Genomic DNA, 19,414 nt, shown 5'->3' on the forward strand with positions numbered 1-19,414 from the left:
TGCCGTTGCTTTTGGCTGCGGCCCGCCTGTTCGTGGCGGGGGGGGGCGGGGGGGGGCCGGGGGGGGGGGGGGGGCGGCGCCCCCCCCCCGGCCCGGGGGGGGGGGCCCCCCCCCCCCCCCACGGCTTGGGAGGTCAGCGCAGCGCCTGCTTGGCTAGCTCGGCGACGATCTCGTAATTCTGCGGTGTGACGAAGCCGGCGCCGGTGTCGACATTCATCGGCGCCAGCCCAAGCACCACCTGTTGGCAGAGGCTGAGGATCGGCAGATAGCCCTGCAGGAACGGCTGCTGGTCGGCCGTCAGCTGCACCCAGCCGCCCTTGAAGCCTTCGACGATCTGCGGGCTGGTGTCGAAGCCGAAGTTGAAGATATCGCCCGGCTTCCTGCCGGCCGCCTGCATGTAGGTCGGCACATTGCCCAGCATCTGCCCGCCGGGATAGCCGACCGCCTTGACGTCGGGATTGTTGAGCAGCGCTGCCGTGATCACCGGAATGGCCAGGTTGGGATCGGAAGCCCATTCGCCGCTCGGCGGCGAGGAGAGCTGGATGACCTCGACCCCGGCCTCCTTGAGCGCGGCGACCGTGCCGCGCTCGCGCGCGCCGCGGCTTTCGTTCTCGAACGGGCCGATCATGATCGCCTTGTCGCCTGCCTTGAGCCCGGCCAGCTTGAGCGCCTCGGCGCCGAGCGCGCGGCCCTGCTGCTCCTGCTGGGCGCCGACATAGCCGCCGCCGAACGCCGCCGTAACCTTCGGCACCGGCACGTTCTGGTACATCATCTTGATGCCGTCCTTGTGCGCCTGTTCGGCCAGCGGCATGATCGCGGCGTCGCCCGGGTGGCCCATCATGGCGATGCCTTGAGGCTTGACCGCGACAGCCTCGCGCAATTGCTGCACCATCTTCTCGACATCCCACTGGGAAAAGATGTAGTCGACCTTGGGCCCGAGATCGGCCGCCGCCTGCTTGGCGCCATTATAGACGATCGTGCCGAACGCATCGCCCTCCGCGCCGCCGACGAAGAAACGGATATGGACATCCTTGCACCACTGGGCATCGAGCGCCTGCGCCGGCAAGGTCGAGAGTGCCGCGGCGAGCGCCATCGCGGCCGCCGCGACGGTCGAGCGCAGAACTGTCCTTCTCATCGTAATGCTCATGCACTTATCCTCCCTTTGTTCCCTCGCTAGCCGAGGGGTTTCGACGATCGCTTCGGCAACGCGCCGCAATCTTTCGCTGGCCGGCACCTCCCGCCGGCCGAGTTCTCACACCGGGTTCGGCAGGTAGCTCGCGCCTCCCCGGCATTGTTGGAGATAATCCAGCGCACGCGCCTGGCCGGTGATCTCGAGATCGCCGCGATAGACCGGGTCGTGCCAGCCTTCGATGTCGATGGCACCCTTGTAGCCGGCCAGCCGCAGCTCGCTGATCACCCGTGTCCAGTCGCTGTCGCCAAAGCCCGGCGTGCGCATCTGAACGAACGGCAGGCGGCCGAACACGCCATGTTCGCGGATCACGTCCCAGCGCACGGTCGCGTCCTTGCCATGGACATGGAAAATGCGCGACGCCCATTTGCGGATCTGCGGGATCGGGTCGATCAGGTAGACCAGCTGGTGGCAGGGCTCCCACTCAAGGCCGAGATTGTCGTCCGGCACTTCGTTGAACATCAGCTCCCAGGCGTCCGGATTATGGGCAATGTTCCAGTCGCCGCTCGCCCAGTTGCCGTCCATCGCGCAGTTCTCGAAGGCGATGCGCACGCCCTTGTCGGCGGCCCGCTTTGCCAGCTTCCCCCAGACCTCGCGGAAGCGCGGCAGGCTGTCGGGCAACGGCTTGCCGCGGATGCGGCCGGTGAAGCCGCTGACCATGTTGGTGCCGAACAGATGCGCGTTGTCGATGATCGTTTCCCACGCCTGGAGCACGCCACGATCGACTTCACCGCTCTCCAGCGGATTGCCGAACACGCCGAGCGAGGAGACGACGACATCGGCATCGCCGATCGCCTCGCGGATATCGCCCGCCAATCGCGGAATGTCCTTGCCGCCCAGCGTCTGCCAGAAGAACGGCTGGATGCTCTCGAAGCCGAGCGGCAGGATCTGCCTGACATAGGCGGCCGGGTCGTCGAGATTGGCCCGCACCATGGTGCCGATCCTGATGTCGAGCAGCGGGTTTGGCATCATGATCCTTCCTGTGCAGCGATGGCGACCCGGTGCCCGGTTTCGGCGCTCTCGATCGCAGCGAAAACCATGGCCAGGCTCTTGATATTGTCGGCGCCGCGCGTCTCCGGCTCGGTGCCGGTTTCGACAGCGCGAACGAAATCCTGGATGATGCCGAGATGGCCGCCGACGCGATCGGCCGGGTCGAGCGGCGGCACGACTATCGGTTCGGTGCGGTCGAACAGGCCTTCACGGACCGGCCGCACGATTTCCGCCTTCAGCCCGTCCTCGCCGTCCCAGACAATGCTGCCGCGCTCGGCGACAATACGCCATGTACTGTCCCAGCTGGTACGGAAGCCGGCCGCGCACCAGCTGCCGGCATAGGTGAACAGCTTCCCGCCGCCGAGGTCGAAGCTTGCGGTGGCCGACGACCCTTGCCGATACCAGGAATTGGCCGGCTCCCACTCCTGGCAATAGACACCGGCCGGCTCGCCGGCCACCATGTAGCGGGCCGCGTCGAATGTGTGGATCGCCATGTCGAGCAGCAGCACATGGCGCATCTCTTCGCGAAAACCGCCGAAATGCGGCGCAACGAAGAAATCGGCGTGGATGCTGGTTGGCGCACCAATGGCGCCGGAATCGAGAAAGCGCCGGATGCGCCTGACATTGGCGACATAGCGGCGGTTCTGCACGACGGCATGGATACGCCCGGCGCTGCGGGCGGCCTCGACAATGGCACGCGCATTGTCCGGGCTGTCGGCCAGCGGCTTTTCGGTCAAGAGATGGCAATGATGGGCAAAGGCTGAAAGCGCGACCTCGCGGCGGGCGGCGGGAACCACCACGTCGAACACCGCGTCGGGCCTGGTCTGGTGGAGCACGGCGTCGAGGTCGGTTCCGATGATGGCGCCCGAAAGCTCGTATTCGCGCGCCCTTGCCCGCGCCCTTTCGGCGTCGAGATCAACCAGGCCGACAATAGTGAGCCCGTCGATCTGCCTGGCCGCATCGAGCCAGGCCTTGCTCATCGCTCCGCAGCCGACCAGGACGACATTGATCATCCAGTGCTCCTCCCTCTCGGCCCCTCCAGACCGGATCGTCACGGCATTCACGGCAGGACCGCAAACGTTCTTCCGTAAACGTTTACGAGAACACACCCGGTGGCGTAGAATGTCAATTGGCCGATAGCGAAAAACGTGGTGTCGGCTTGGCCCGGAGAGCTGCCGGTGCTAGCCAGGCACGGGGGAGAATTGTCCTTTGGCGTCCAGTATTCACGACCTTGCACGTCACCTGAATATTTCGATCGGCACGGTGTCGCGCGCGCTCAACGGCCGCGCCGACGTCAATGCCGACACACGCCAGCGCGTGCTCGATGCGGCCAAGAAGCTGAATTATTCGCCGAACCAGTCCGGCCGCAGTTTGCGGCGCGGCGCCACCCATTCGATCGCCTTCATGCTGCAGCCGCATCCGGGCGACCAGGAATATGGCGAGCCGTTCTTCATTCCGTTCCTAACCGGGCTGCAGGCCAAGCTCGCCGAAAGCGGGCTCGACCTGATCGTGGTGATGGGCGCGCCGGGCGACTATCAGCAGGAGCGCCTGCGCCGTGTCGTCGAGACCCGGCGGGCGGATGCGGTGGTGCTGGCCTGGACGCGGCGCGAGGACGAGCGCATCGACTACTTGACCCAGGCCGGCTTCCCGTTCGCGACGCTCGGCCGCAGCCGCTCCGGCGGCGATGCCTACCCCTCGCTCGACCTCGACTTCGAAAAAGCCGGGGCTGACGCGGTCGATCGCCTCGTCGCGCGCGGCCACCGCCGCATCGCCGCCATCCGCCCGTCGCTCGACCTCAATTTCGGCTATTTGTTCCTCGCCGGCTATCGCAACGCGTTGCGGCGGCACGGCATCGAATTCGACCCCGAGCTGATCGCCGACGGCTTCATCAACGAGGCCGGCGGCTACGCGGTGACGCCCAAGGTCATGCGCTGCAAGGACCCGCCGACCGCCATCATCTTCAACAATGACGCGATGGCGCTTGGCGGCTGCAAGGCCCTGGCCGAGGCGGGCATCAAGCCCGGCCACGACATCGCGGTGATCGTCATCGTCGACACGCCGCTTTGCCGCTATTTCTCGCCGGCGCTGACCGGCTTCCGTCCGGCGCTGGAGCCGATGGGCGAGCGGTTGGCCGAAATGCTGCTGGCATCGATCCCGGCCTTCGCCGGCACCGAAGGCGCCCGCATCATCCGCGAAGTCTGGCCGCTGGAACTAATCGCGCGCGACAGCGATTGAGCGCGGCGGTCACTGGGCAGGCTCGGATTGATCAAGGCCCGCCGCGCTCGCGCTCCGGCGTTGCGACCAGCAAGGCCGCTGCGGCATTGGCGGCGGCAAGCGCTGCCTCGACAGGCTCTCCACGCGCAAGCCCCGCCGCGAAGGCGCCGACGAATTCATCACCGGCGCCGTGCGTGCTGACCACCTTCACCGGCATCGCGGGCAAGGCGAACGCCAGGCCGTTGCGGTGGCAATAGGCGACCCCCTCCCCGCCGGCGGTAACGATGGCAGCCGGATAGGAACCGACGAGCATACCAGCCGCCTTCGCAGCACCCTCGAGCGTGTCGACGACAGGAACTCCGGCCAGGAATTCCGCCTCGATGGCGTTGACGATGACGATGTCGGTCAGCGCGATCAATTCGGCTGTCAGCTTTCGCGCCGGCGCCGCATTGAGAACGACGCGGCCGCCACGTGTCTTCGCCGCCCGCGCCGCGGCAATGTTGGTGGCTTCCGGCACCTCGTTTTGCAGCAGTAGCACCGCCGTTTGCGCGATCAGCTCGGCCGCCTCCGCAATGTCCGTTTCGCCGAGAGTGAGGTTGCTGCCCGAGACTATCACCGCGCCATAGTCGCCGCTGTCGTCGAAAATCGCTACGCTCATGCCCGAGTCGGCAGCGAAAGCGACCCGCACGAAGCGCTGGTCGACGCCGTTGCGGTCGAGATTGTCGAGAAGCGCCCGGCCGAAATCGTCATCGCCGACGGCTCCGATCATTGCCGCACGCACGCCGGCCCGCGCTGCCGACACCGCCTGGTTGCCGCCCTTGCCGCCGAATTTTGGATGCCAGGCATGGCCGGTCACGGTTTCGCCCTTGCGTGGGCGATCGGGGGCTTCGACCATGATGTCGTAATGCAGGCTGCCGAATACGGTCACCAGCGGCGGGGAAGCCGTCATGTGCCCCTGTCTTTCCGTTTCGACGTCACCGCAGACGCGGTGCGGCCGAGATTGCGCTCCGCCGCCTGGTAGTCGCGTTGCGCGACCGCGACGAACAGCGCGTCGAGAATGTTGAGCTGGGCAATGCGCGCCGCTGCGTTCTCACCCATCAACGGCGAGCCTTGGGCGGTCGAGCAAAGCACGATGTCGGCTACGGCTGCCAATGGCGAGTTGTCGTAGTTGGTGATGGCCAGCGTGCGCGCGCCGCTTTTGCGCGCAAGTTGGATGGCGTCGATGACGGCGCTGGTGTTGCCGGAATGTGAGAAGCCGACAGCAATGTCGTCGGCGCCGAGCAGCGAGGCCGACATCAGCATCATGTGCGAATCGTCGTAGACAGAGGTGCGGATGCCGATACGCAGGAATTTGTGCGAAACGTCGCGTGCGATCTGCGCCGAGCCGCCGACGCCATAGAAATCGCGGTTCCTGGCGCGGTAGAGAAGATCGGCGGCACGGTCGAAATCGTCCATGTCGAGGATGGCGAGCGTCTCCTCCAGCGCCTGGATGGAGGTGCGGAACACCTTCTGCACGATCTCGGCCGAACTGTCGTCCACCGACAGCTCCTGGTGCATCTCGGCGGTCGGCAGGCGGCTGTATTCATAGACCGCCGTGCGGAAATCGCGATAGCCGGAAAAACCGAGCTTCTTGGCGATCTTGACCACCATCGCCTCCGACACACCGGCCTCCTCGGCGATCTGCTTGAGCGGTATGGTCTCGTCGAAGCCGCGCCGTCCGAACACGGTTTCAACCACCTTCGCCTCGAGCGGCGTCAGATGCGGCATCATCATGCGGATGCGCGGTCCTACTGCTTTCAGGTCCAGCCCGGTCAAGGTCATCCACGTCCCCTCGTCACGCGATCGATAAGCATCGCGGCGAGGATTATAAGGCCAGTTGCCAGGAGCTGATAGAAGGACTGCACGTTCATCAGCGTCAGGCCGTTGCGCATGCTGCCGAGGATGACGGCACCCAGGATCGTGCCGACGACGCTGCCCTTGCCGCCCATCAGCGAGGCACCGCCGATCGCCGCCGCTGCTATGGCGTCGAGTTCCCAGAGATTGCCGAGGATGGGTTCGGCAGCACCCAGCCGGCCGATCAGGATCTGTGCGGCAAGCGCTGCCAGCAGGCCCGAGATCATGTAGGCGGCGATCTTGGTGGGGGCGATCGGCACGCCGGCTATGTAGGCCGCCTCCTCATTGCCGCCGACGGCGAGCAGATATTCGCCGAACGGCGTCTTCTTGAGGATGATCCAGGCAATCAGCGCGACCACGGCCACGATGATGACCGCCAACGGCAATCCGAACAGCGAGCCGTTGAAGATGGCACGGAAGCCGGCAGGCAAGCCGAGCACCGGATTGCCGCCGGTATAGATCAGCGCCAGCGCTCGGTAGGTGCTCAGCGTGCCGAGCGTGACGATGAAGGGCTGCAGCCCGACATAGGCGACCAGCACGCCGTTGAGCAGTCCGCAGGCAAGGCCGATGGCGAAGCCAGCGGCGATGGCCAGCGGAAACGGCACGCCGGCAACCAGCATCGAGGCCGAGATGACGGCCGAAAGAGCTGCCGTCGGCCCGACGGACAGATCGATGCCACCCGAGATGATGACCAGCGTCATGCCCAACGCCAGGCAGGCATTGATGCTCGACTGCTGCAGGATGTTGATCAGGTTACGCTCGGCAAAAAAGCCGGGGACCAGCGCCCCGAAGACGGCAAGGATCACCACCAGGCCGATCAGCGTGCCGGCGTCGCGCACGGAAAACCGGTGCAGGAAATCTGCCCTTGGGCGCGCTGCTGTGTGTTGGGTTATATCGGTCATCCGCTGGTCCTGTCCGTTATGCACCGGCCCGATGGCCTTGTGCCTTGCCGGCCTTAATCTCCGTTTGGGGTATGGCGTGCGCGGCGATCGCGTGTTCGCTGAGACTTGCGCGGCCCAGTTCGGCGGCGACCGTGCCGTCGCGCATGACCAGCACGCGGTCGGCGAGCCGGATCACCTCGGGCAACTCGGACGAAACGACGATTACCGAATGGCCTTCGGCGGCGAGCTCCTCGATCAGGTGGTAGATCTCCGCCTTGGCGCCGACATCGATGCCGCGCGTCGGCTCGTCGAACAGAAGGATCCGCGTTCCCGCCGCCAGCCAGCGGCCGATGATCGCCTTCTGCTGGTTGCCGCCGCTGAACAGGCGGATCGGCCGGTCGAGCAGGAACGGCCTGAGATTGACGCGTTTCATCTTGTCGGCTGCCACGCGCTTCAGCCGGCGGTGGTCGATGACGCCCCGCGGCGCGAACACGCCCATCGAGGCCAGCGCCATGTTGCTGGAGATCGACCGCAACGGCATGATGCCTTCGCGCTTGCGCTCCTCCGGCACCAGGCCGATGCCGGCGGCGATGCCGTCGCGCGGAATGGAAAGTTTTATCGCCTTGCCGTCGATCTCCATTGTGCCTGATGAGGCCCGGTCGGCGCCGGCCAGCAATCGCAGCAGCTCGGTGCGGCCCGAACCGACCAGGCCGGCAATGCCCAGCACCTCGCCGCGATGCAGCTCGAACGAGACGTCATGGACCTTGGTCGCCGAGGCGAGGCCGCGCACGCTCAGCCTGATCTCGGCGGAAGCATGCGAGCAGTGTTGTTCCTGGGCAAGCTCGCGGCCGACCATCATCGAAACGACGGCCTTTTCCGAGACCTGTGCGAGATCGACGGTTTCGACCACGGCGCCGTCGCGCATGATAGTGGCGCGCTGGCAGATGCCGAACACCTCGTCCAGCTTGTGCGAGACATAGACGACGGCGACACCGTCGCGCGCCAGACCGGCAATCACCTCGGCCAGTCGTTCGAACTCGCTCGGCGTCAGGCTCGACGTCGGCTCGTCCATCGCCACGATCCTGGCGCGGTCGAGCAGCGCCCGCGCGATCTCGACGATCTGCCGCTGCGCCACCTTCAGGCTGCCGAGCGGGGCTGCCGGATCGATGGTCGGGTCGATGGCGGCGAGGGCTTCCGCAGCACGGCGTTCCTGCTCGCGCCGTGCGACGAAGACGCCGCCGCGCGTCAGCGGATGGCCGAGAAACATGTTCTGGGCGACGCTGAGGCGCGGCACCTGCTGTAATTCCTGATGGATCATCGCCACACCGGCGGCGCGCGCCGCGACCGGGTTGTTCAGCGTCACCGGCTTGCCGTCGATCAGCACGCTTCCCGCCGTCGGCCGGTAGACTCCCGACAGGATGCGCAGCAGCGTCGACTTGCCGGCACCGTTTTCGCCAAGCAAGCCATGGATTTCGCCGGCGCCGACCGAAAAGGACACATCGCTCAGCGCCCGCACGGCCGGAAACACTTTGGAAATGCCCTCGAATTGCAGCCGCGCTGACATTGCTTCAGTTCTCCCGGCAAGAATGCCGACCGAAGGCCGGCACCCGCCGCCCCAGCTCTATTGGCCCGCAGCCGCGTCCTCGAGCAGCGCCTTGCGCACGGCGTCGCCGTCGCCGGAGTAACGGTCGGCATTGTCCTTGGTGATCAGCGCCTGCGGCGTGGCGACGACGCGCGGCAGCTTCTGCCCGGCCACCAGCCGCAGCGCCGATTCCAGCGCCACCTCGCCGGTCAGCACCGGGAACGAATCGACGGTGCCGGTCAGCTCGCCGGCGCGGATCGAGGCATAGGCGTCGGAAATCCCGTCGGTGCCGAAGACCGCGACCTTGTCCTGCAGGCCGGCGGCCTTGACCGCCTCGACGATGCCCAGCGCCATGCCGTCATTGTTGGCATAGAAGCCGATCAGGTCGGGGTGCTGCTGCAGGATGTTGGTGGCCGCGTCGTAGGAGGTCTGGCGATCCCAGTTGCCGGGGACGCTGGCGACGACGTCGAACTTGCCGGCTTCGGTGATTGTGGTCTTGAAGCCGTCGGTGCGCTGGACGGCCGCATAGACGCCGGCCTGGCCTTCGACGATGGCGACCTTGCCGCCATCCGGCCGGTTCTTGATGAACCATTTGGCGACGCGCACGCCATTGTCGCGCTGGACATTGCCGACATAGTGCTCGGCCTGCGGGATGACCGCGTCATTGACGTTGACCACCGGCACGTTGGCGGCCTTGGCCTGTTCCATGATCGGCTGCAGGTTGGAGTCGGTCTGCGGAGAAACGAGCAGCACGTTGTAGCCCTGTGTGACCAGGCCTTCGGCGATGGTGAGCTGGCCGAGCTGGTCGCCCTCGCTCTGTGCCGCCTGGTAGACGATCGGGACAGGGACGCGGTCGCCGAACGACTTGTAGCCCTCACCCAGCGAGCGCCAGTATTCGTTGGTCAGCGTCTTGGAGACGGCGCCCGCCTTGGTGTCGTCGGGCAGCTTGGGGAACGCACCGAACTTGGCCTCGAGCTGCGACCAGTCGATGCGATCCTTCTCGGTGTCGGAATTGAGCGGCGCGAGGTCCGCGGAAAACGACGAGCCTATGGACAGCGCCATCAAGGCAGCAGTGGCGGTGGCAAACAGAAATTTCATGGTCTTCCTCCCTTGTTGAAAAACGGTGATGGCGCCGGCCTCAGCTGTCCGGCCCGAGCATGGCTTCCTGGATAATCGCCTGCGAGGCGACCGCATCCTGACGGTCGACGGCAGTGGACAGGCGATTGTCCCCGTCCAGCCGATCGACGACGCGCAGCATGCGCTTGACAGTGGCGATGTTGACTTCGCATTCGTGGACCGGGTCGAGCCCGGTCATGTCTGGGAACGTGTCGAAGTAGATTGCCCCCGCGTAGCCGTCGCGGCGGATCTGCCTGAGCAGCTCGATCGTCTGCAGCGTATGCACCGCGCCGACCATCAAGCCATCGTCGCGCTTGGCGTAGCCGTCGTTGAGATGCACGCCGAGCAGCTTGCTATGACGCGCCACGAGAGCTGCGGCAAAGGCCGGCTGCTCGTCGGCATAGAGCACATGGGCGAAGTCGAGGGTGACGCCGAGATTGGGCAGGCCGATCTCGCGGATCGCCAGCAACGTCGTCGCCGCGTCGGGTATCAGGCTGTAGGAGCGCGGCTCGTTGGGCTTGTACTCCAGACTGATCTGGCAATCCGGATCATGCGCTGCAACTTCACGAATTCCATCGATTTCGTGTTGCCAGAGCGTCGCATAATCGGCCTGGAAGGCGTAGTCGAAGCCATCCTGTCCGAGCCACAGCGTCATCAGGCTGGCGCCGGCGTTGCGGGTGGCGTCGATGCCGGCCTTGGTCAGGTCGATGGCTTCGCGGCGAACAGCAGGATCCGAATTGGTGAAGGCCCCGAGCTTGAACGCCGGGTTAGAGTAGTAGCGCATGGCGAAACCATTGATGGAAAGCCCGAGATCGCTGAGTTTGCGAGCCATTTCGGCGGGCTTTTCATCGACATGGTCGGGGAAGTTGAGGTCGAGATCGGTCAACTCCGCAACCTTCGCCGCACGCCCCGCCATCTGCAGCATGGACGGCTTGCCGACAAGATCAGGCCACTCCGCCTGCGGCCGCGAGGCAAAGGAATTGAGGCGGGTGGCGAAACGATAGGCTGTCATCGGGAACCTTTCATTGCCATAACTTTACACAAGAATGATTATTTGTAAAGTTGTTAATTGCTCGCTCGGCGCCGACGAATTTCGCCATACCTAGGCCAAGCGGGACAAGCAAGCGGCCCTGTCACGCAAGTATCATGTTCGCGTCCTAGATCGCTTCTCCGAAGGCTTTCGCGGCATCCTCGATACGACGCGGCGCTTTTTCACATCCCGACAGCTTTTGTCTCAAAGAGGATTTCCATGAAAAACCTGCACCGAACCGCGTCCCTCGCCGTCGCCCTGGCGATGTTCACCGCCTTGACGCCGGCCTTGGCTGAAAACGCCGCGACCGTCGGCGGCGTCAGCTTCGTCAGCAAGGGGCTGGTCGGCGTCGGCCGCATCCCGGCCAGCCAGAAGGACAAGTTCGGCGAGACGTTCGGCTCCGGCTCAGGCATGGCGATCGACGCTGCCGGGTGGACGCATGGCGCCGACGGCTACAAGGGCTCGTTGTGGCTGTTGCCGGACCGCGGCTATAATGTCGTTGGCACCACCGATTACCGGCCGCGCCTCAATACGATTACAATCGAGTTCGCCCCGATCGCGCCGGGTGCAGTGCCTACCGCCGGCCAGGAACAGTCGGGCCTCAAGGCGACGCTTGCCGACACCATGCTTTTGACCGACGACAAGGGCGCCGACGCCACCGGCCTCGATCCGCTCAACGGCGTGCGCGCCGCCACCGACGAAATGCCGCTGCTGCCCGAAGCCAATGGCAAGCTCGCGCTCGACACAGAGGCGATCGCGCGCTTGCCCGACGGCACCATGTTCATCTCGGACGAATACGGCCCAAACATCTACCGCTTCTCCGCCGATGGCCATCTGATGTCCGCGACCCAGCCGCCGGCCGCCTTGGTGCCGATGCGCCAGGGCACGCCAAACTTTGCCTCGAACAATCCGGGACCTGGTGCCGCCGAGCCAGATCCGAAGGATCCCGAAACCGGCCGCCAGAACAACCAGGGCCTCGAAGGCATGGCGCTGACGCCGGACGGCAAGTTCCTGGTCGCCGTATTGCAGTCGGCGCCGCGCCAGGATGGCGGCGATTCGCCCGCTACGCGCCAGAACACGAGGGCGCTGGTCTACGACGTCTCCGACCCTGCCCACCTTAAGCTGGGGCATGAATATGTCGTGCCGCTGCCGGTGTTCACCGATGCCAAGGGCAAGACCAAGGTGGCGGCGCAGAGCGAGATCGTGGCGCTGTCGGCAAATGCCTTCCTGATGATGGCGCGCGACAGCAACAACGGCCAAGGCCTGAAGGGCGACACCTCGCTCTACCGCGAGATCGACATCGTCGACGTCTCCGCCGCGACTGACATCGCCGGTAGCCCTTTTGACGCCGCCGACAAGCCGGTCGCGCCCAAAGGCGTGCTCGACCCGTCGGTGACGCCGGCCAAGCTGACGCCGTTCATCGACGTCAACGACAAGGGTGAGCTCGGCCGCTTCGGCCTACACAATGGCGCCCCCAACGACCGCGACAACCTCTCGGAAAAGTGGGAGGCGATGTCGGTGGTGAGCGTGCTCGACCCGAAGCTACCCGACGACTATTTCCTGTTCGTCGCCAACGATAACGACTTCCTTACCCAGGATGGTTTCCAGGTCGGCGCGCCTTACAAGGCCGAGGACGGCGCCGATGTCGACACCATGTTCCTGGTCTATCAGGTCACGCTTCACGGCCTCGCCAGCAAGTAACTGTGCCTTGCGGGCGGGCTTGGCACCCGCACCGCCCCGCCCTGGAAACGGTGACTTGGAAGGGTGCATAGCAGATCGGCCTGCGATATCATCGCGGGCCTGACCTGGACCATGCCGAGCTACCCGCCATGGACGAGAAGATACCCGCCCGCCGGCGGACCGGCGACCTCACCAGTGGGCCTATCCCGCGCACGCTTTTGCTGTTTGCCCTGCCGGCGCTCGGCTCCAATGTGCTGCAGTCGCTCAACGGCTCGGTCAATGCCGTGTGGGTCGGCCGTTTCCTCGGCGAAGCGGCGCTGACCGCCACGTCCAATGCAAACCTCGTGCTGTTTCTCATCCTCGGCACGGTGTTCGGCATCGGCATGGCGGCGACCATCCTGGTCGCGCAATCCGTCGGCGCCCGCGATCTGCCTGAAGCCCGGCGCATCGTCGGCACAAGCGCCACCTTCTTCTTCCTCGTCTCGGTGGTGTTCGCGGTCTGCGGCTGGATCTGGGTCGATGCGATCCTCGATGCGCTCGGCACGCCGGCCGATGCCTTGCCGCTAGCGCGCTCCTATCTGCGCATCATCTTCCTCGCCGTGCCGACGATGAACCTGCTGTCCTTCGTCATGACCGTGCTGCGCGGCGCCGGCGATTCGCGCACGCCTTTCCTATTCATGGCGCTGGCGGTCGTGCTCGACGTCGTTTTGAACCCGTTGCTCATCCTCGGCATCGGCCCGTTCCCCGAACTCGGCATCGCCGGCGCGGCCACCTCGACACTGATCGGCCAGATGGTAAGCGTGGTTGCCATCCTGATCGTGCTTTATGCGCGCAAGCACCCGCTGCGGCTGGCCGGCGCTAATCTGGCTCTGCTGCGGCCGGACCCGGCGCTGCTGCGCATTGTCGTCTTCAAGGGCGTACCGATGGGCCTGCAGATGATCGTCATTTCGGCAGCGGCGCTGACGGTGATGGGTATGGTCAACGCCTACGGCTCGCAGGTCGCGGCTGCCTACGGCATAGCCGCACAGCTCTGGACCTATATCCAGATGCCGGCGCTCGCCATCGGTGCCGCGGTGTCGTCCATGGCGGCGCAAAACGTCGGCGCCGGGCGCTGGGACCGGATCGGCCGCATCGCCGTCTCCGGCGTCGGCTTCAACCTTGTGCTTACCGGCGTTCTTGTCGCGCTGCTGTTCGTATTCGATCGAGCCGTGCTCAGCCTCTTCCTCGGCAGCGACAGTGCAGCAATCGACATCGCCACTCACATCAACAAGATCGCGTCCTGGTCCTTCATCCTGTTCGGCATCACCATCGTACTCTTCGCCACCGTGCGTGCCACCGGCGCGGTGATGCCGCCGCTGATCATCCTAGTAATCTCGGTGCTGCTGGTGCGCACCAGCTTCGCCTATCTCTTCCGAAGCGTGATTGGCGAGGAGGCGCTGTGGTGGAGCTTTCCGGCCGGCTCGATAACCTCGCTCATGCTGGCGGCGGCCTATTATCGTTTCGGCCGCTGGCGCAGCGTGCACATGATCGAGAGCCGGCCGGCTGCCGGCGAACCGCCGGATACTGGCCTCGGCGTACCGCGCCAGCGCGCGCATCTTTCGCCCGAGACGCCGAACGGCTAAAAGGTCGGCTCAGCGCGCGTATTTCGCGCCGAACCCAAGCGCCACCAGGGAAAAGATAACGATCATGCCGGCAAAGGCCAGGCTTGCCACGGTCGAGCTTGCCATGGTTGACAGGACGCCGATGCCGATGACCGGCAGCGCGTTGCCGCAAAAACAGCAGATGAAGAAGGCCGAGACCACTTCGGCACGCCGGTCCGCCGGCGCGATCTCGTTCACCACTTGCAAGCCGCCGCGATAGCCGAGCGCCGAGGCAATACCGCAGAGAGCGGTCGCGGCGATCATGATGGCCATCGAAGCGAATACCTGCGCCGCAACGACCAGCGCGACGCTCGGGATCATCAGCGCAAGTGCCGCAACCATCGTGGCTCGGCTCGAAAGACGCGTCGTCGCCACAATGGTGGCGGCCGCCATGATCGACAATTCAAACAACAGAGCGCCGGCTACGGCATGGTTGGTTAGCTGCAGCTGCTGCGCCAGGATGCTCGGCGCGAGTGCTGCATAAAAGCCGACCAGCGCCATTGCGCCAAAGCCGGTCACCGCCGGCGCAACGAAACTCGCGCGAATGTCATCAGGCACGGAAAGCCGCGGCCGCATCGAAACATCAGCCAGTTTCCCCGGCCGCGAAACGGTTCCTGCGTACGCCAGATCAGCAGAATTACAGTCGCGAGCATCGCCAGATAGACGACGAATGTCAGCCTGAGCGGCCAAGGCGCGTATTCGGCGAGCAACCCGGCCCCCAGCGCACCGAGGCCGAGGCCGAGAAAATTGGTGCTGGTGGCAATCGTCGCCGCCTGCGACTTGTCGTCGGTCGGGAGCAATTCGGCCAGCCAGGCGGTGCCGGTACCCGCGCCGACTCCGATTCCCAGTCCGCTCAGAATTCGGGCGACGTCCAGCCAGGCGACATTTTCGGCGAACAGGAAAACCACCGCGCTGACGAGGGCCATCGCCATCCCGGCCAATGCCATTGGCCGGCGCCCGATGACATCGGACACACGCCCTAACATCAGAAGCGCTGCCAGATTGCCGATGACATAGACGGCGTAGACCAGCGTCAAAGTGATCTGCGAGAAGCCGAAGACCTGTTTGTAGATGATGTAAAGCGGCGTCAGCGCCGTGCTGCCGGCGAAAAGAGCCGCGATCGTGGCAGCCACGGCGGCCGCTGCGGCGCTGCCGCCGAGTTCGTGATCGCGCGTCATGACTTGAGCGTGAGCTGTCATTTTTCGACCTTTTGCTGTTCGGGGATCTGACACCCCAACGCCTTTTCGCGTCAGCCGTTCCCCCTCTCCGACTTGCTCCTGACAAGTTGGCAGCTTTGCCGATGGCGCTGAGCGAGATTCTCTTTTAACTTCAGCGGATTGTCAGGGGAGATTTATGGGCAAGGGACGGGTCGAGGCATTCACCGATGGCGTGGTCGCCATTATCATCACCATCATGGTGCTGGAATTGAAGGTGCCGCATGGCGAGGATTTTTCCGCGCTGGCACCACTCTGGCCTATATTCCTCAGCTATATACTGTCCTTCATCAATGTCGGCATCTACTGGAACAATTTGCACAATATGTTCCATACGGTGCAGCGGGTCGACGGCCGCGTGCTGTGGGCGAATCTAAATCTGCTGTTCTGGCTATCGCTGATGCCGGCGACGACAGCCTTCATGGGCGAGAACCATTTCGCGCCGGTGCCTGTCGCCGTCTATGGCGTCGATTTGGCGCTCTGCGCCGTCGGCTTCAACATCCTCACCATGGCCCTGCATCGGCTGCACGGCAGCGAGAGCCTTTTCGCCAGGGCGTTGGGCAATGACCTCAAAGGAAAGATCTCGCTGGCCCTCTATATCTCCGCCGTCGCGCTGACCTTCGTCAATCACTGGATCGGTGTCTCGATCTACGTCCTGGTGGCGCTGATCTGGTTGGTGCCGGACAGGCGCTTCGAGCGGATGATCGAGAAATAGGCCTCGTTTAGCCCCGCATTTCCTTCAGTTTTTCCGCTACCGAGGCGGCAAGGTCGGCATAGCGCTCCTCCAGCCGCTCGGCCGCCTTGATCACCGAAAAATCATGGCCGAACTTTTCCAGCGCCATGCGCAGCTTTTCGACGAATTCGGCCTGTTTTTCGAGCGCAGCAAACAGCGTTTTCACTTGCGCTTCGCTGATATCGGGATTGGCGAGCATTTGCGGCACCTCGCGGCTCATCTGGTCGCCGGTGGCGGTCTGTTCTTTCAGGATCTCGATCCAGTCGGTCAATCGTCAGCTCTCCGTTTCCGATATCAGCATGCGCAGCGCCCGCCGACGCGGTCAACCCGAAGATGCCTGCACCGGCTTGCGCGAGCCTCTTTCCGCGCTAAGTTTGCCGCGGCCAGAACAGGAGAAAATCATGAACACCGACGCCGATATCCAGACCGCCCTGCCCGCACTTGCCTCCGGCAATGTCGCCGTCATCACCGGTGCGGCCAGCGGCATCGGCCTTGCCGCGGCCAAACGCCTGGCGGCAGTGGGCATGAAGATCGTGCTGGCCGATATCGGCGGCGCACGCCTCGATGAGGCCAGACGCGCCGTGGCCGCCATCGCCGGCGACAGTGCCGTGCTTGCCGTCGCCACCGACGTCTCGAAAGCCGACGAGCTCGACCGTCTGGCCGAAAGGACATCTGGCGCTTTCGGCGACGTGTCGCTGCTGATGAACAATGCCGGGGTCGGCAACAACCCCGGCAAGCCGTGGGAGAACCGTGACGCCTGGAAGCGATTGCTGGACATCAATTTCTGGGGCGTCGTGCATGGCGTAGAGGCCTTCGCGCCGCGCATGCTGGCGGCGGGAAAACCGGGCCTGATCGTCAACACCGGCTCCAAGCAAGGCATCACCACGCCGCCCGGCAACCTCGCCTATAACGTCTCCAAGGCCGGCGTGAAGACCTACACCGAAGGCCTGGCGCACGCGCTGCGCAACGAGCCGGGCGCCAATGTCGCGGCGCATTTGCTCATTCCCGGATTTACCTTTACCGGCCTGACCGAAGGTGCGACCGAAAAGCCGGCCGGCGCCTGGACCGGCGAGCAGGTCATCGACTTCATGCTGGCCTCGCTGCTGCGCGGCGATTTCTACATCCTGTGTCCCGATAACGAGGCGACCCGGTCCATGGACGAAAAGCGCATGGCGTGGGCGATTGGCGACATCATCGAGAACCGCCCTGCCCTGTCGCGCTGGCACCCGGACTTCAAGGAAGCCTTTTCAGCATTCACGGAATGAAATGATGATCCTGCGACCATTCGCGCAGGCTCTGTTGGAACCCTAACAACAAGCTCGCTCACGCCGCCGCGTGCTTCTTCGCGTTGCGCTTTTTAGCCACCGACTTGGCTGCGGCCATGTCGGCGACCTGCTCGTCATGCCGCTTCGCCGCGCGTTCACATTTGGCACGGATTTCCTCGAGCTCGGATTCGGTCAGGTGCTCGATGCCGATAAATGTATTCTTGGCTTCGCTGACGCGGATCAACTCGTCGAGCTTGGCCTGGATCGCCGCACCATCGCGGTTCTGGGTGTTCTGGATGAGAAACACCATCAGGAAGGTGACGATCGTCGTGCCGGTATTGATGACGAGCTGCCAGGTGTCGGAAAAGCCGAAGACGGGACCGCTTAGCCCCCAGATCGCGATGACCAGGAAACAGACGGCAAACATCGCCGGCAGACCGGCAAGATGGGCGACATAATTGGCGATCCTGGTGAACAGCTTCTCGATCATGGCAGGGAGAAACAATCGGCAGCTGCTTCGAGTTCCCTGCGAGGTAGAATTCACGGTCAAACTGGGCGCGCCGCGCTCGCAACGATCAGGTGGCGTCGTTTGCCCAGCAGTCGAGGAAAGCCTCGATGGGCAAGGCCTGCATGTCGGGGACTGCCCTGGCCAGTTTCTCGACCGGCCAGTCCCACCAGGCAAGGCGTTCGATCCGTGCCGCAGTTTCCGCGCCGAAGCGCTGCCGCAATGGCCTGGCCGGAACGCCGGCGACGATCGCGTAGGCCGGCACGTCGCGCGTCACCACCGCGTTGGCGCCGACGATCGCGCCATTGCCAATCGCGACGCCCGGCACGATCACGGCGCCATGGCCGATCCAGACATCATGGCCGATGCTGACGGCTTTCCCCCGCCGTCGGTCCCGGAACGCCTGATCGACACCCAGCCAGCGGAAGTACTCGTTGGGCCGGTAGCTGATCTTGTGCTGCGTCAGCCGCTCGACCGGATGCTCCAGCGCATTGATGCGGCTGTTGGCGGCGATTGAGCAGAATTTGCCGATCGTCGTGTAGATCGCCTCGGCGTGGCGCTCGAAGTAGGAGAAGTCGCCTACCGTCACCTCGCGCAGGGTGACCCGCTCGCCGATCGACGCGTAGCGTCCAAGCTTGCACGCCTTCAGCTCCGCCGTCGGATGGATGCGCGGCTCGGGATCTTTCAGGACGAGGTGTTCAGGACGGTCCATGCGCGCGCTTTACGCCCGCGCGCATAGTCTCGCAAGCCGAGTGCAGTGCCGCGCACCCGTTTGGACGCGCCAAGGACCCTGTAGCACCTTCAGTCTCTATTTCGGTTTGCCGCTGGTCCACACCACGTTCTGGCCGTAGAGCGGCACGGTGGTGACCGACATTTTTGCCGAGCCATCCTGCACCTGACGCGAATGCGACAGGTAAATCAGCGTCCCGTTGGCCTTGTCGTAGATGCGGTTCACCACCTGCTTTTTCCAGATCAGGCTGATGCCTTGCTTGAACACCTCCTCGCCGGCCTCGCTCATGTCGATGTCGCCAATGGTGATCGGCCCGGTCTGGCGGCAGGAGATCGAGGAATCGGACGGGTCCTCGAACCAGTTGCCTTCTGCAGGCGGTCGATCACGCCACAGTCGAAATAGGAGACGTGGCAGGTCACGCCCTCGACCTTCGGGTCCTTGATTGCCTCGACGATGATGTCATTGCCGAGCCAATCGACGCCGACCTTGCCGACTTCCTCGGCGGCGGCCGCGCCAGCACCAATGACCAGGCATGCGGCCAACGCGCCGCCAATCAGTTTTCGCAAAGAGGCCTCCTGCGGTTCGATTTGCCGAGCTCAGGTGGGACGAACGGCAGCGCTTTGCAAGCAGATCGCCTCCCACAGCATTGCCGGTTGCGGCAACGCGACATCTTTGCGTCGGCGCGACCGAACCGCTAAGAGTGTTTGCCAAGCCAGGGCTTCACGGCGCCAACCCGGTGTCCGATGGAAATA

General features: G+C 64.5%; 19 protein-coding genes and 1 pseudogene. 5 read left to right on the forward strand and 15 right to left on the reverse strand.

Annotated elements, in window-relative coordinates; all coding sequences use genetic code 11:
• Positions 1–133: 133 nt before the first annotated feature.
• The 3 genes from AC0L2P_RS12805 to AC0L2P_RS12815 all read right to left on the reverse strand — a co-directional run bounded on the left by AC0L2P_RS12805 (position 134) and on the right by AC0L2P_RS12815 (position 3,192).
• Positions 134–1,147: a substrate-binding domain-containing protein gene (locus AC0L2P_RS12805; protein WP_473501600.1), complete on the reverse strand. Its 1,014-nt coding sequence runs from the start codon at positions 1,145–1,147 to the stop codon at positions 134–136.
• Positions 1,148–1,252: 105 nt separating this feature from the next.
• Entirely contained in the window at positions 1,253–2,158 is a 906-nt protein-coding gene (locus tag AC0L2P_RS12810) for a sugar phosphate isomerase/epimerase family protein (RefSeq protein WP_473501801.1), read from the reverse strand.
• Positions 2,158–3,192 carry a Gfo/Idh/MocA family protein gene (locus AC0L2P_RS12815; RefSeq protein WP_473501601.1) on the reverse strand — a complete coding sequence of 345 codons (1,035 nt, stop codon included), beginning with the start codon at positions 3,190–3,192 and terminating at the stop codon, positions 2,158–2,160. The genes AC0L2P_RS12810 and AC0L2P_RS12815 overlap by 1 nt, the downstream gene beginning before the upstream one ends.
• A gap of 196 nt (positions 3,193–3,388) precedes the next feature.
• On the opposite strand from AC0L2P_RS12815, the gene AC0L2P_RS12820 reads away from it, so the two are divergent.
• Positions 3,389–4,414, forward strand: coding sequence for a LacI family DNA-binding transcriptional regulator (locus AC0L2P_RS12820; protein WP_473501602.1), 1,026 nt, complete (start codon positions 3,389–3,391; stop codon positions 4,412–4,414).
• Positions 4,415–4,445: 31 nt separating this feature from the next.
• Here AC0L2P_RS12820 and AC0L2P_RS12825 read toward each other — a convergent pair whose 3' ends face one another.
• The 6 genes from AC0L2P_RS12825 to AC0L2P_RS12850 are packed head-to-tail and all read right to left on the reverse strand — an operon-like array spanning position 4,446 to position 10,877.
• Positions 4,446–5,342, reverse strand: coding sequence for a ribokinase (locus AC0L2P_RS12825; RefSeq protein WP_473501603.1), 897 nt, complete (start codon positions 5,340–5,342; stop codon positions 4,446–4,448).
• Positions 5,339–6,214, reverse strand: a complete 876-nt coding sequence (locus tag AC0L2P_RS12830; RefSeq protein ID WP_473501604.1) for a MurR/RpiR family transcriptional regulator — start codon at positions 6,212–6,214, stop codon at positions 5,339–5,341. The genes AC0L2P_RS12825 and AC0L2P_RS12830 overlap by 4 nt, the downstream gene beginning before the upstream one ends.
• Entirely contained in the window at positions 6,211–7,188 is a 978-nt protein-coding gene (locus AC0L2P_RS12835; RefSeq protein WP_473501605.1) for an ABC transporter permease, read from the reverse strand. Before AC0L2P_RS12835 ends, AC0L2P_RS12830 begins: the two co-directional genes overlap by 4 nt.
• Positions 7,189–7,204: 16 nt before the next feature.
• Positions 7,205–8,731 carry a sugar ABC transporter ATP-binding protein gene (locus tag AC0L2P_RS12840; protein WP_473501606.1) on the reverse strand — a complete coding sequence of 509 codons (1,527 nt, stop codon included), beginning with the start codon at positions 8,729–8,731 and terminating at the stop codon, positions 7,205–7,207.
• A 57-nt stretch (positions 8,732–8,788) separates the two neighbouring features.
• Positions 8,789–9,847, reverse strand: a complete 1,059-nt coding sequence (locus tag AC0L2P_RS12845; RefSeq protein ID WP_473501607.1) for a sugar ABC transporter substrate-binding protein — start codon at positions 9,845–9,847, stop codon at positions 8,789–8,791.
• Between the two features lie 40 nt (positions 9,848–9,887).
• Positions 9,888–10,877 (reverse strand): TIM barrel protein, encoded by a 990-nt coding sequence (locus AC0L2P_RS12850; RefSeq protein ID WP_473501608.1) that lies wholly within the window; start codon positions 10,875–10,877, stop codon positions 9,888–9,890.
• A 237-nt stretch (positions 10,878–11,114) separates the two neighbouring features.
• Between AC0L2P_RS12850 and AC0L2P_RS12855 the strand changes: the two genes are divergently transcribed.
• Positions 11,115–12,596: an esterase-like activity of phytase family protein gene (locus AC0L2P_RS12855; protein WP_473501609.1), complete on the forward strand. Its 1,482-nt coding sequence runs from the start codon at positions 11,115–11,117 to the stop codon at positions 12,594–12,596.
• A 128-nt stretch (positions 12,597–12,724) separates the two neighbouring features.
• The gene (locus AC0L2P_RS12860; RefSeq protein ID WP_473501610.1) at positions 12,725–14,197 is read left to right on the forward strand and encodes an MATE family efflux transporter; all 1,473 of its coding nucleotides are present in this window, start codon (positions 12,725–12,727) and stop codon (positions 14,195–14,197) included.
• Positions 14,198–14,206: 9 nt separating this feature from the next.
• Here the strand turns inward: AC0L2P_RS12860 and AC0L2P_RS12865 are convergent, their stop codons facing one another.
• Together AC0L2P_RS12865 and AC0L2P_RS12870 are read right to left on the reverse strand one after the other, a co-directional pair.
• Positions 14,207–14,773 carry a hypothetical protein gene (locus tag AC0L2P_RS12865; protein WP_473501611.1) on the reverse strand — a complete coding sequence of 189 codons (567 nt, stop codon included), beginning with the start codon at positions 14,771–14,773 and terminating at the stop codon, positions 14,207–14,209.
• Complete coding sequence (locus tag AC0L2P_RS12870) at positions 14,731–15,393, reverse strand: MFS transporter (RefSeq protein WP_473501612.1); 663 nt, start codon at positions 15,391–15,393, stop codon at positions 14,731–14,733. The genes AC0L2P_RS12865 and AC0L2P_RS12870 overlap by 43 nt, the downstream gene beginning before the upstream one ends.
• Positions 15,394–15,568: 175 nt before the next feature.
• Here AC0L2P_RS12870 and AC0L2P_RS12875 point away from each other — a divergent pair, with 175 nt between their 5' ends.
• A complete protein-coding gene (locus AC0L2P_RS12875) occupies positions 15,569–16,144 on the forward strand; it encodes a TMEM175 family protein (RefSeq protein ID WP_473501613.1) in 576 nt (191 codons plus the stop codon).
• Between the two features lie 7 nt (positions 16,145–16,151).
• Here AC0L2P_RS12875 and AC0L2P_RS12880 read toward each other — a convergent pair whose 3' ends face one another.
• A complete protein-coding gene (locus AC0L2P_RS12880) occupies positions 16,152–16,433 on the reverse strand; it encodes a hypothetical protein (protein ID WP_473501614.1) in 282 nt (93 codons plus the stop codon).
• Between the two features lie 130 nt (positions 16,434–16,563).
• Here AC0L2P_RS12880 and AC0L2P_RS12885 point away from each other — a divergent pair, with 130 nt between their 5' ends.
• On the forward strand, positions 16,564–17,427 hold the full coding sequence (locus AC0L2P_RS12885; RefSeq protein ID WP_473501615.1) for an SDR family NAD(P)-dependent oxidoreductase: 864 nt from the start codon (positions 16,564–16,566) through the stop codon (positions 17,425–17,427).
• A 58-nt stretch (positions 17,428–17,485) separates the two neighbouring features.
• Here the strand turns inward: AC0L2P_RS12885 and AC0L2P_RS12890 are convergent, their stop codons facing one another.
• From AC0L2P_RS12890 to AC0L2P_RS12900, 3 genes and pseudogenes are all read right to left on the reverse strand, one after another.
• Entirely contained in the window at positions 17,486–17,917 is a 432-nt protein-coding gene (locus AC0L2P_RS12890) for a low affinity iron permease family protein (protein ID WP_473501802.1), read from the reverse strand.
• 85 nt (positions 17,918–18,002) lie between these two features.
• Positions 18,003–18,644, reverse strand: coding sequence for a DapH/DapD/GlmU-related protein (locus AC0L2P_RS12895; RefSeq protein ID WP_473501616.1), 642 nt, complete (start codon positions 18,642–18,644; stop codon positions 18,003–18,005).
• Between the two features lie 96 nt (positions 18,645–18,740).
• Positions 18,741–19,228: pseudogene (locus tag AC0L2P_RS12900) on the reverse strand (CreA family protein).
• Between the last annotated feature and the right edge of the window lie 186 nt (positions 19,229–19,414).

The organism is Mesorhizobium sp. WSM4836 (assembly GCF_055811815.1).

Excerpts from the sequence above, each read along its gene's own strand:
- AC0L2P_RS12805 (WP_473501600.1), bottom strand. The coding sequence starts at position 1,147 with ATGAGCATTACGATGAGAAGGACAGTTCTGCGCTCGACCGTCGCGGCG.
- AC0L2P_RS12810 (WP_473501801.1), bottom strand. The coding sequence starts at position 2,158 with ATGCCAAACCCGCTGCTCGACATCAGGATCGGCACCATGGTGCGGGCC.
- AC0L2P_RS12815 (WP_473501601.1), bottom strand. The coding sequence starts at position 3,192 with ATGATCAATGTCGTCCTGGTCGGCTGCGGAGCGATGAGCAAGGCCTGG.
- AC0L2P_RS12825 (WP_473501603.1), bottom strand. The coding sequence starts at position 5,342 with ATGACGGCTTCCCCGCCGCTGGTGACCGTATTCGGCAGCCTGCATTAC.
- AC0L2P_RS12830 (WP_473501604.1), bottom strand. The coding sequence starts at position 6,214 with ATGACCTTGACCGGGCTGGACCTGAAAGCAGTAGGACCGCGCATCCGC.
- AC0L2P_RS12835 (WP_473501605.1), bottom strand. The coding sequence starts at position 7,188 with ATGACCGATATAACCCAACACACAGCAGCGCGCCCAAGGGCAGATTTC.
- AC0L2P_RS12840 (WP_473501606.1), bottom strand. The coding sequence starts at position 8,731 with ATGTCAGCGCGGCTGCAATTCGAGGGCATTTCCAAAGTGTTTCCGGCC.
- AC0L2P_RS12845 (WP_473501607.1), bottom strand. The coding sequence starts at position 9,847 with ATGAAATTTCTGTTTGCCACCGCCACTGCTGCCTTGATGGCGCTGTCC.
- AC0L2P_RS12850 (WP_473501608.1), bottom strand. The coding sequence starts at position 10,877 with ATGACAGCCTATCGTTTCGCCACCCGCCTCAATTCCTTTGCCTCGCGG.
- AC0L2P_RS12855 (WP_473501609.1), top strand. The coding sequence starts at position 11,115 with ATGAAAAACCTGCACCGAACCGCGTCCCTCGCCGTCGCCCTGGCGATG.
- AC0L2P_RS12860 (WP_473501610.1), top strand. The coding sequence starts at position 12,725 with ATGGACGAGAAGATACCCGCCCGCCGGCGGACCGGCGACCTCACCAGT.
- AC0L2P_RS12870 (WP_473501612.1), bottom strand. The coding sequence starts at position 15,393 with ATGACGCGCGATCACGAACTCGGCGGCAGCGCCGCAGCGGCCGCCGTG.
- AC0L2P_RS12875 (WP_473501613.1), top strand. The coding sequence starts at position 15,569 with ATGGGCAAGGGACGGGTCGAGGCATTCACCGATGGCGTGGTCGCCATT.
- AC0L2P_RS12885 (WP_473501615.1), top strand. The coding sequence starts at position 16,564 with ATGAACACCGACGCCGATATCCAGACCGCCCTGCCCGCACTTGCCTCC.
- AC0L2P_RS12890 (WP_473501802.1), bottom strand. The coding sequence starts at position 17,917 with ATGATCGAGAAGCTGTTCACCAGGATCGCCAATTATGTCGCCCATCTT.
- AC0L2P_RS12895 (WP_473501616.1), bottom strand. The coding sequence starts at position 18,644 with ATGGACCGTCCTGAACACCTCGTCCTGAAAGATCCCGAGCCGCGCATC.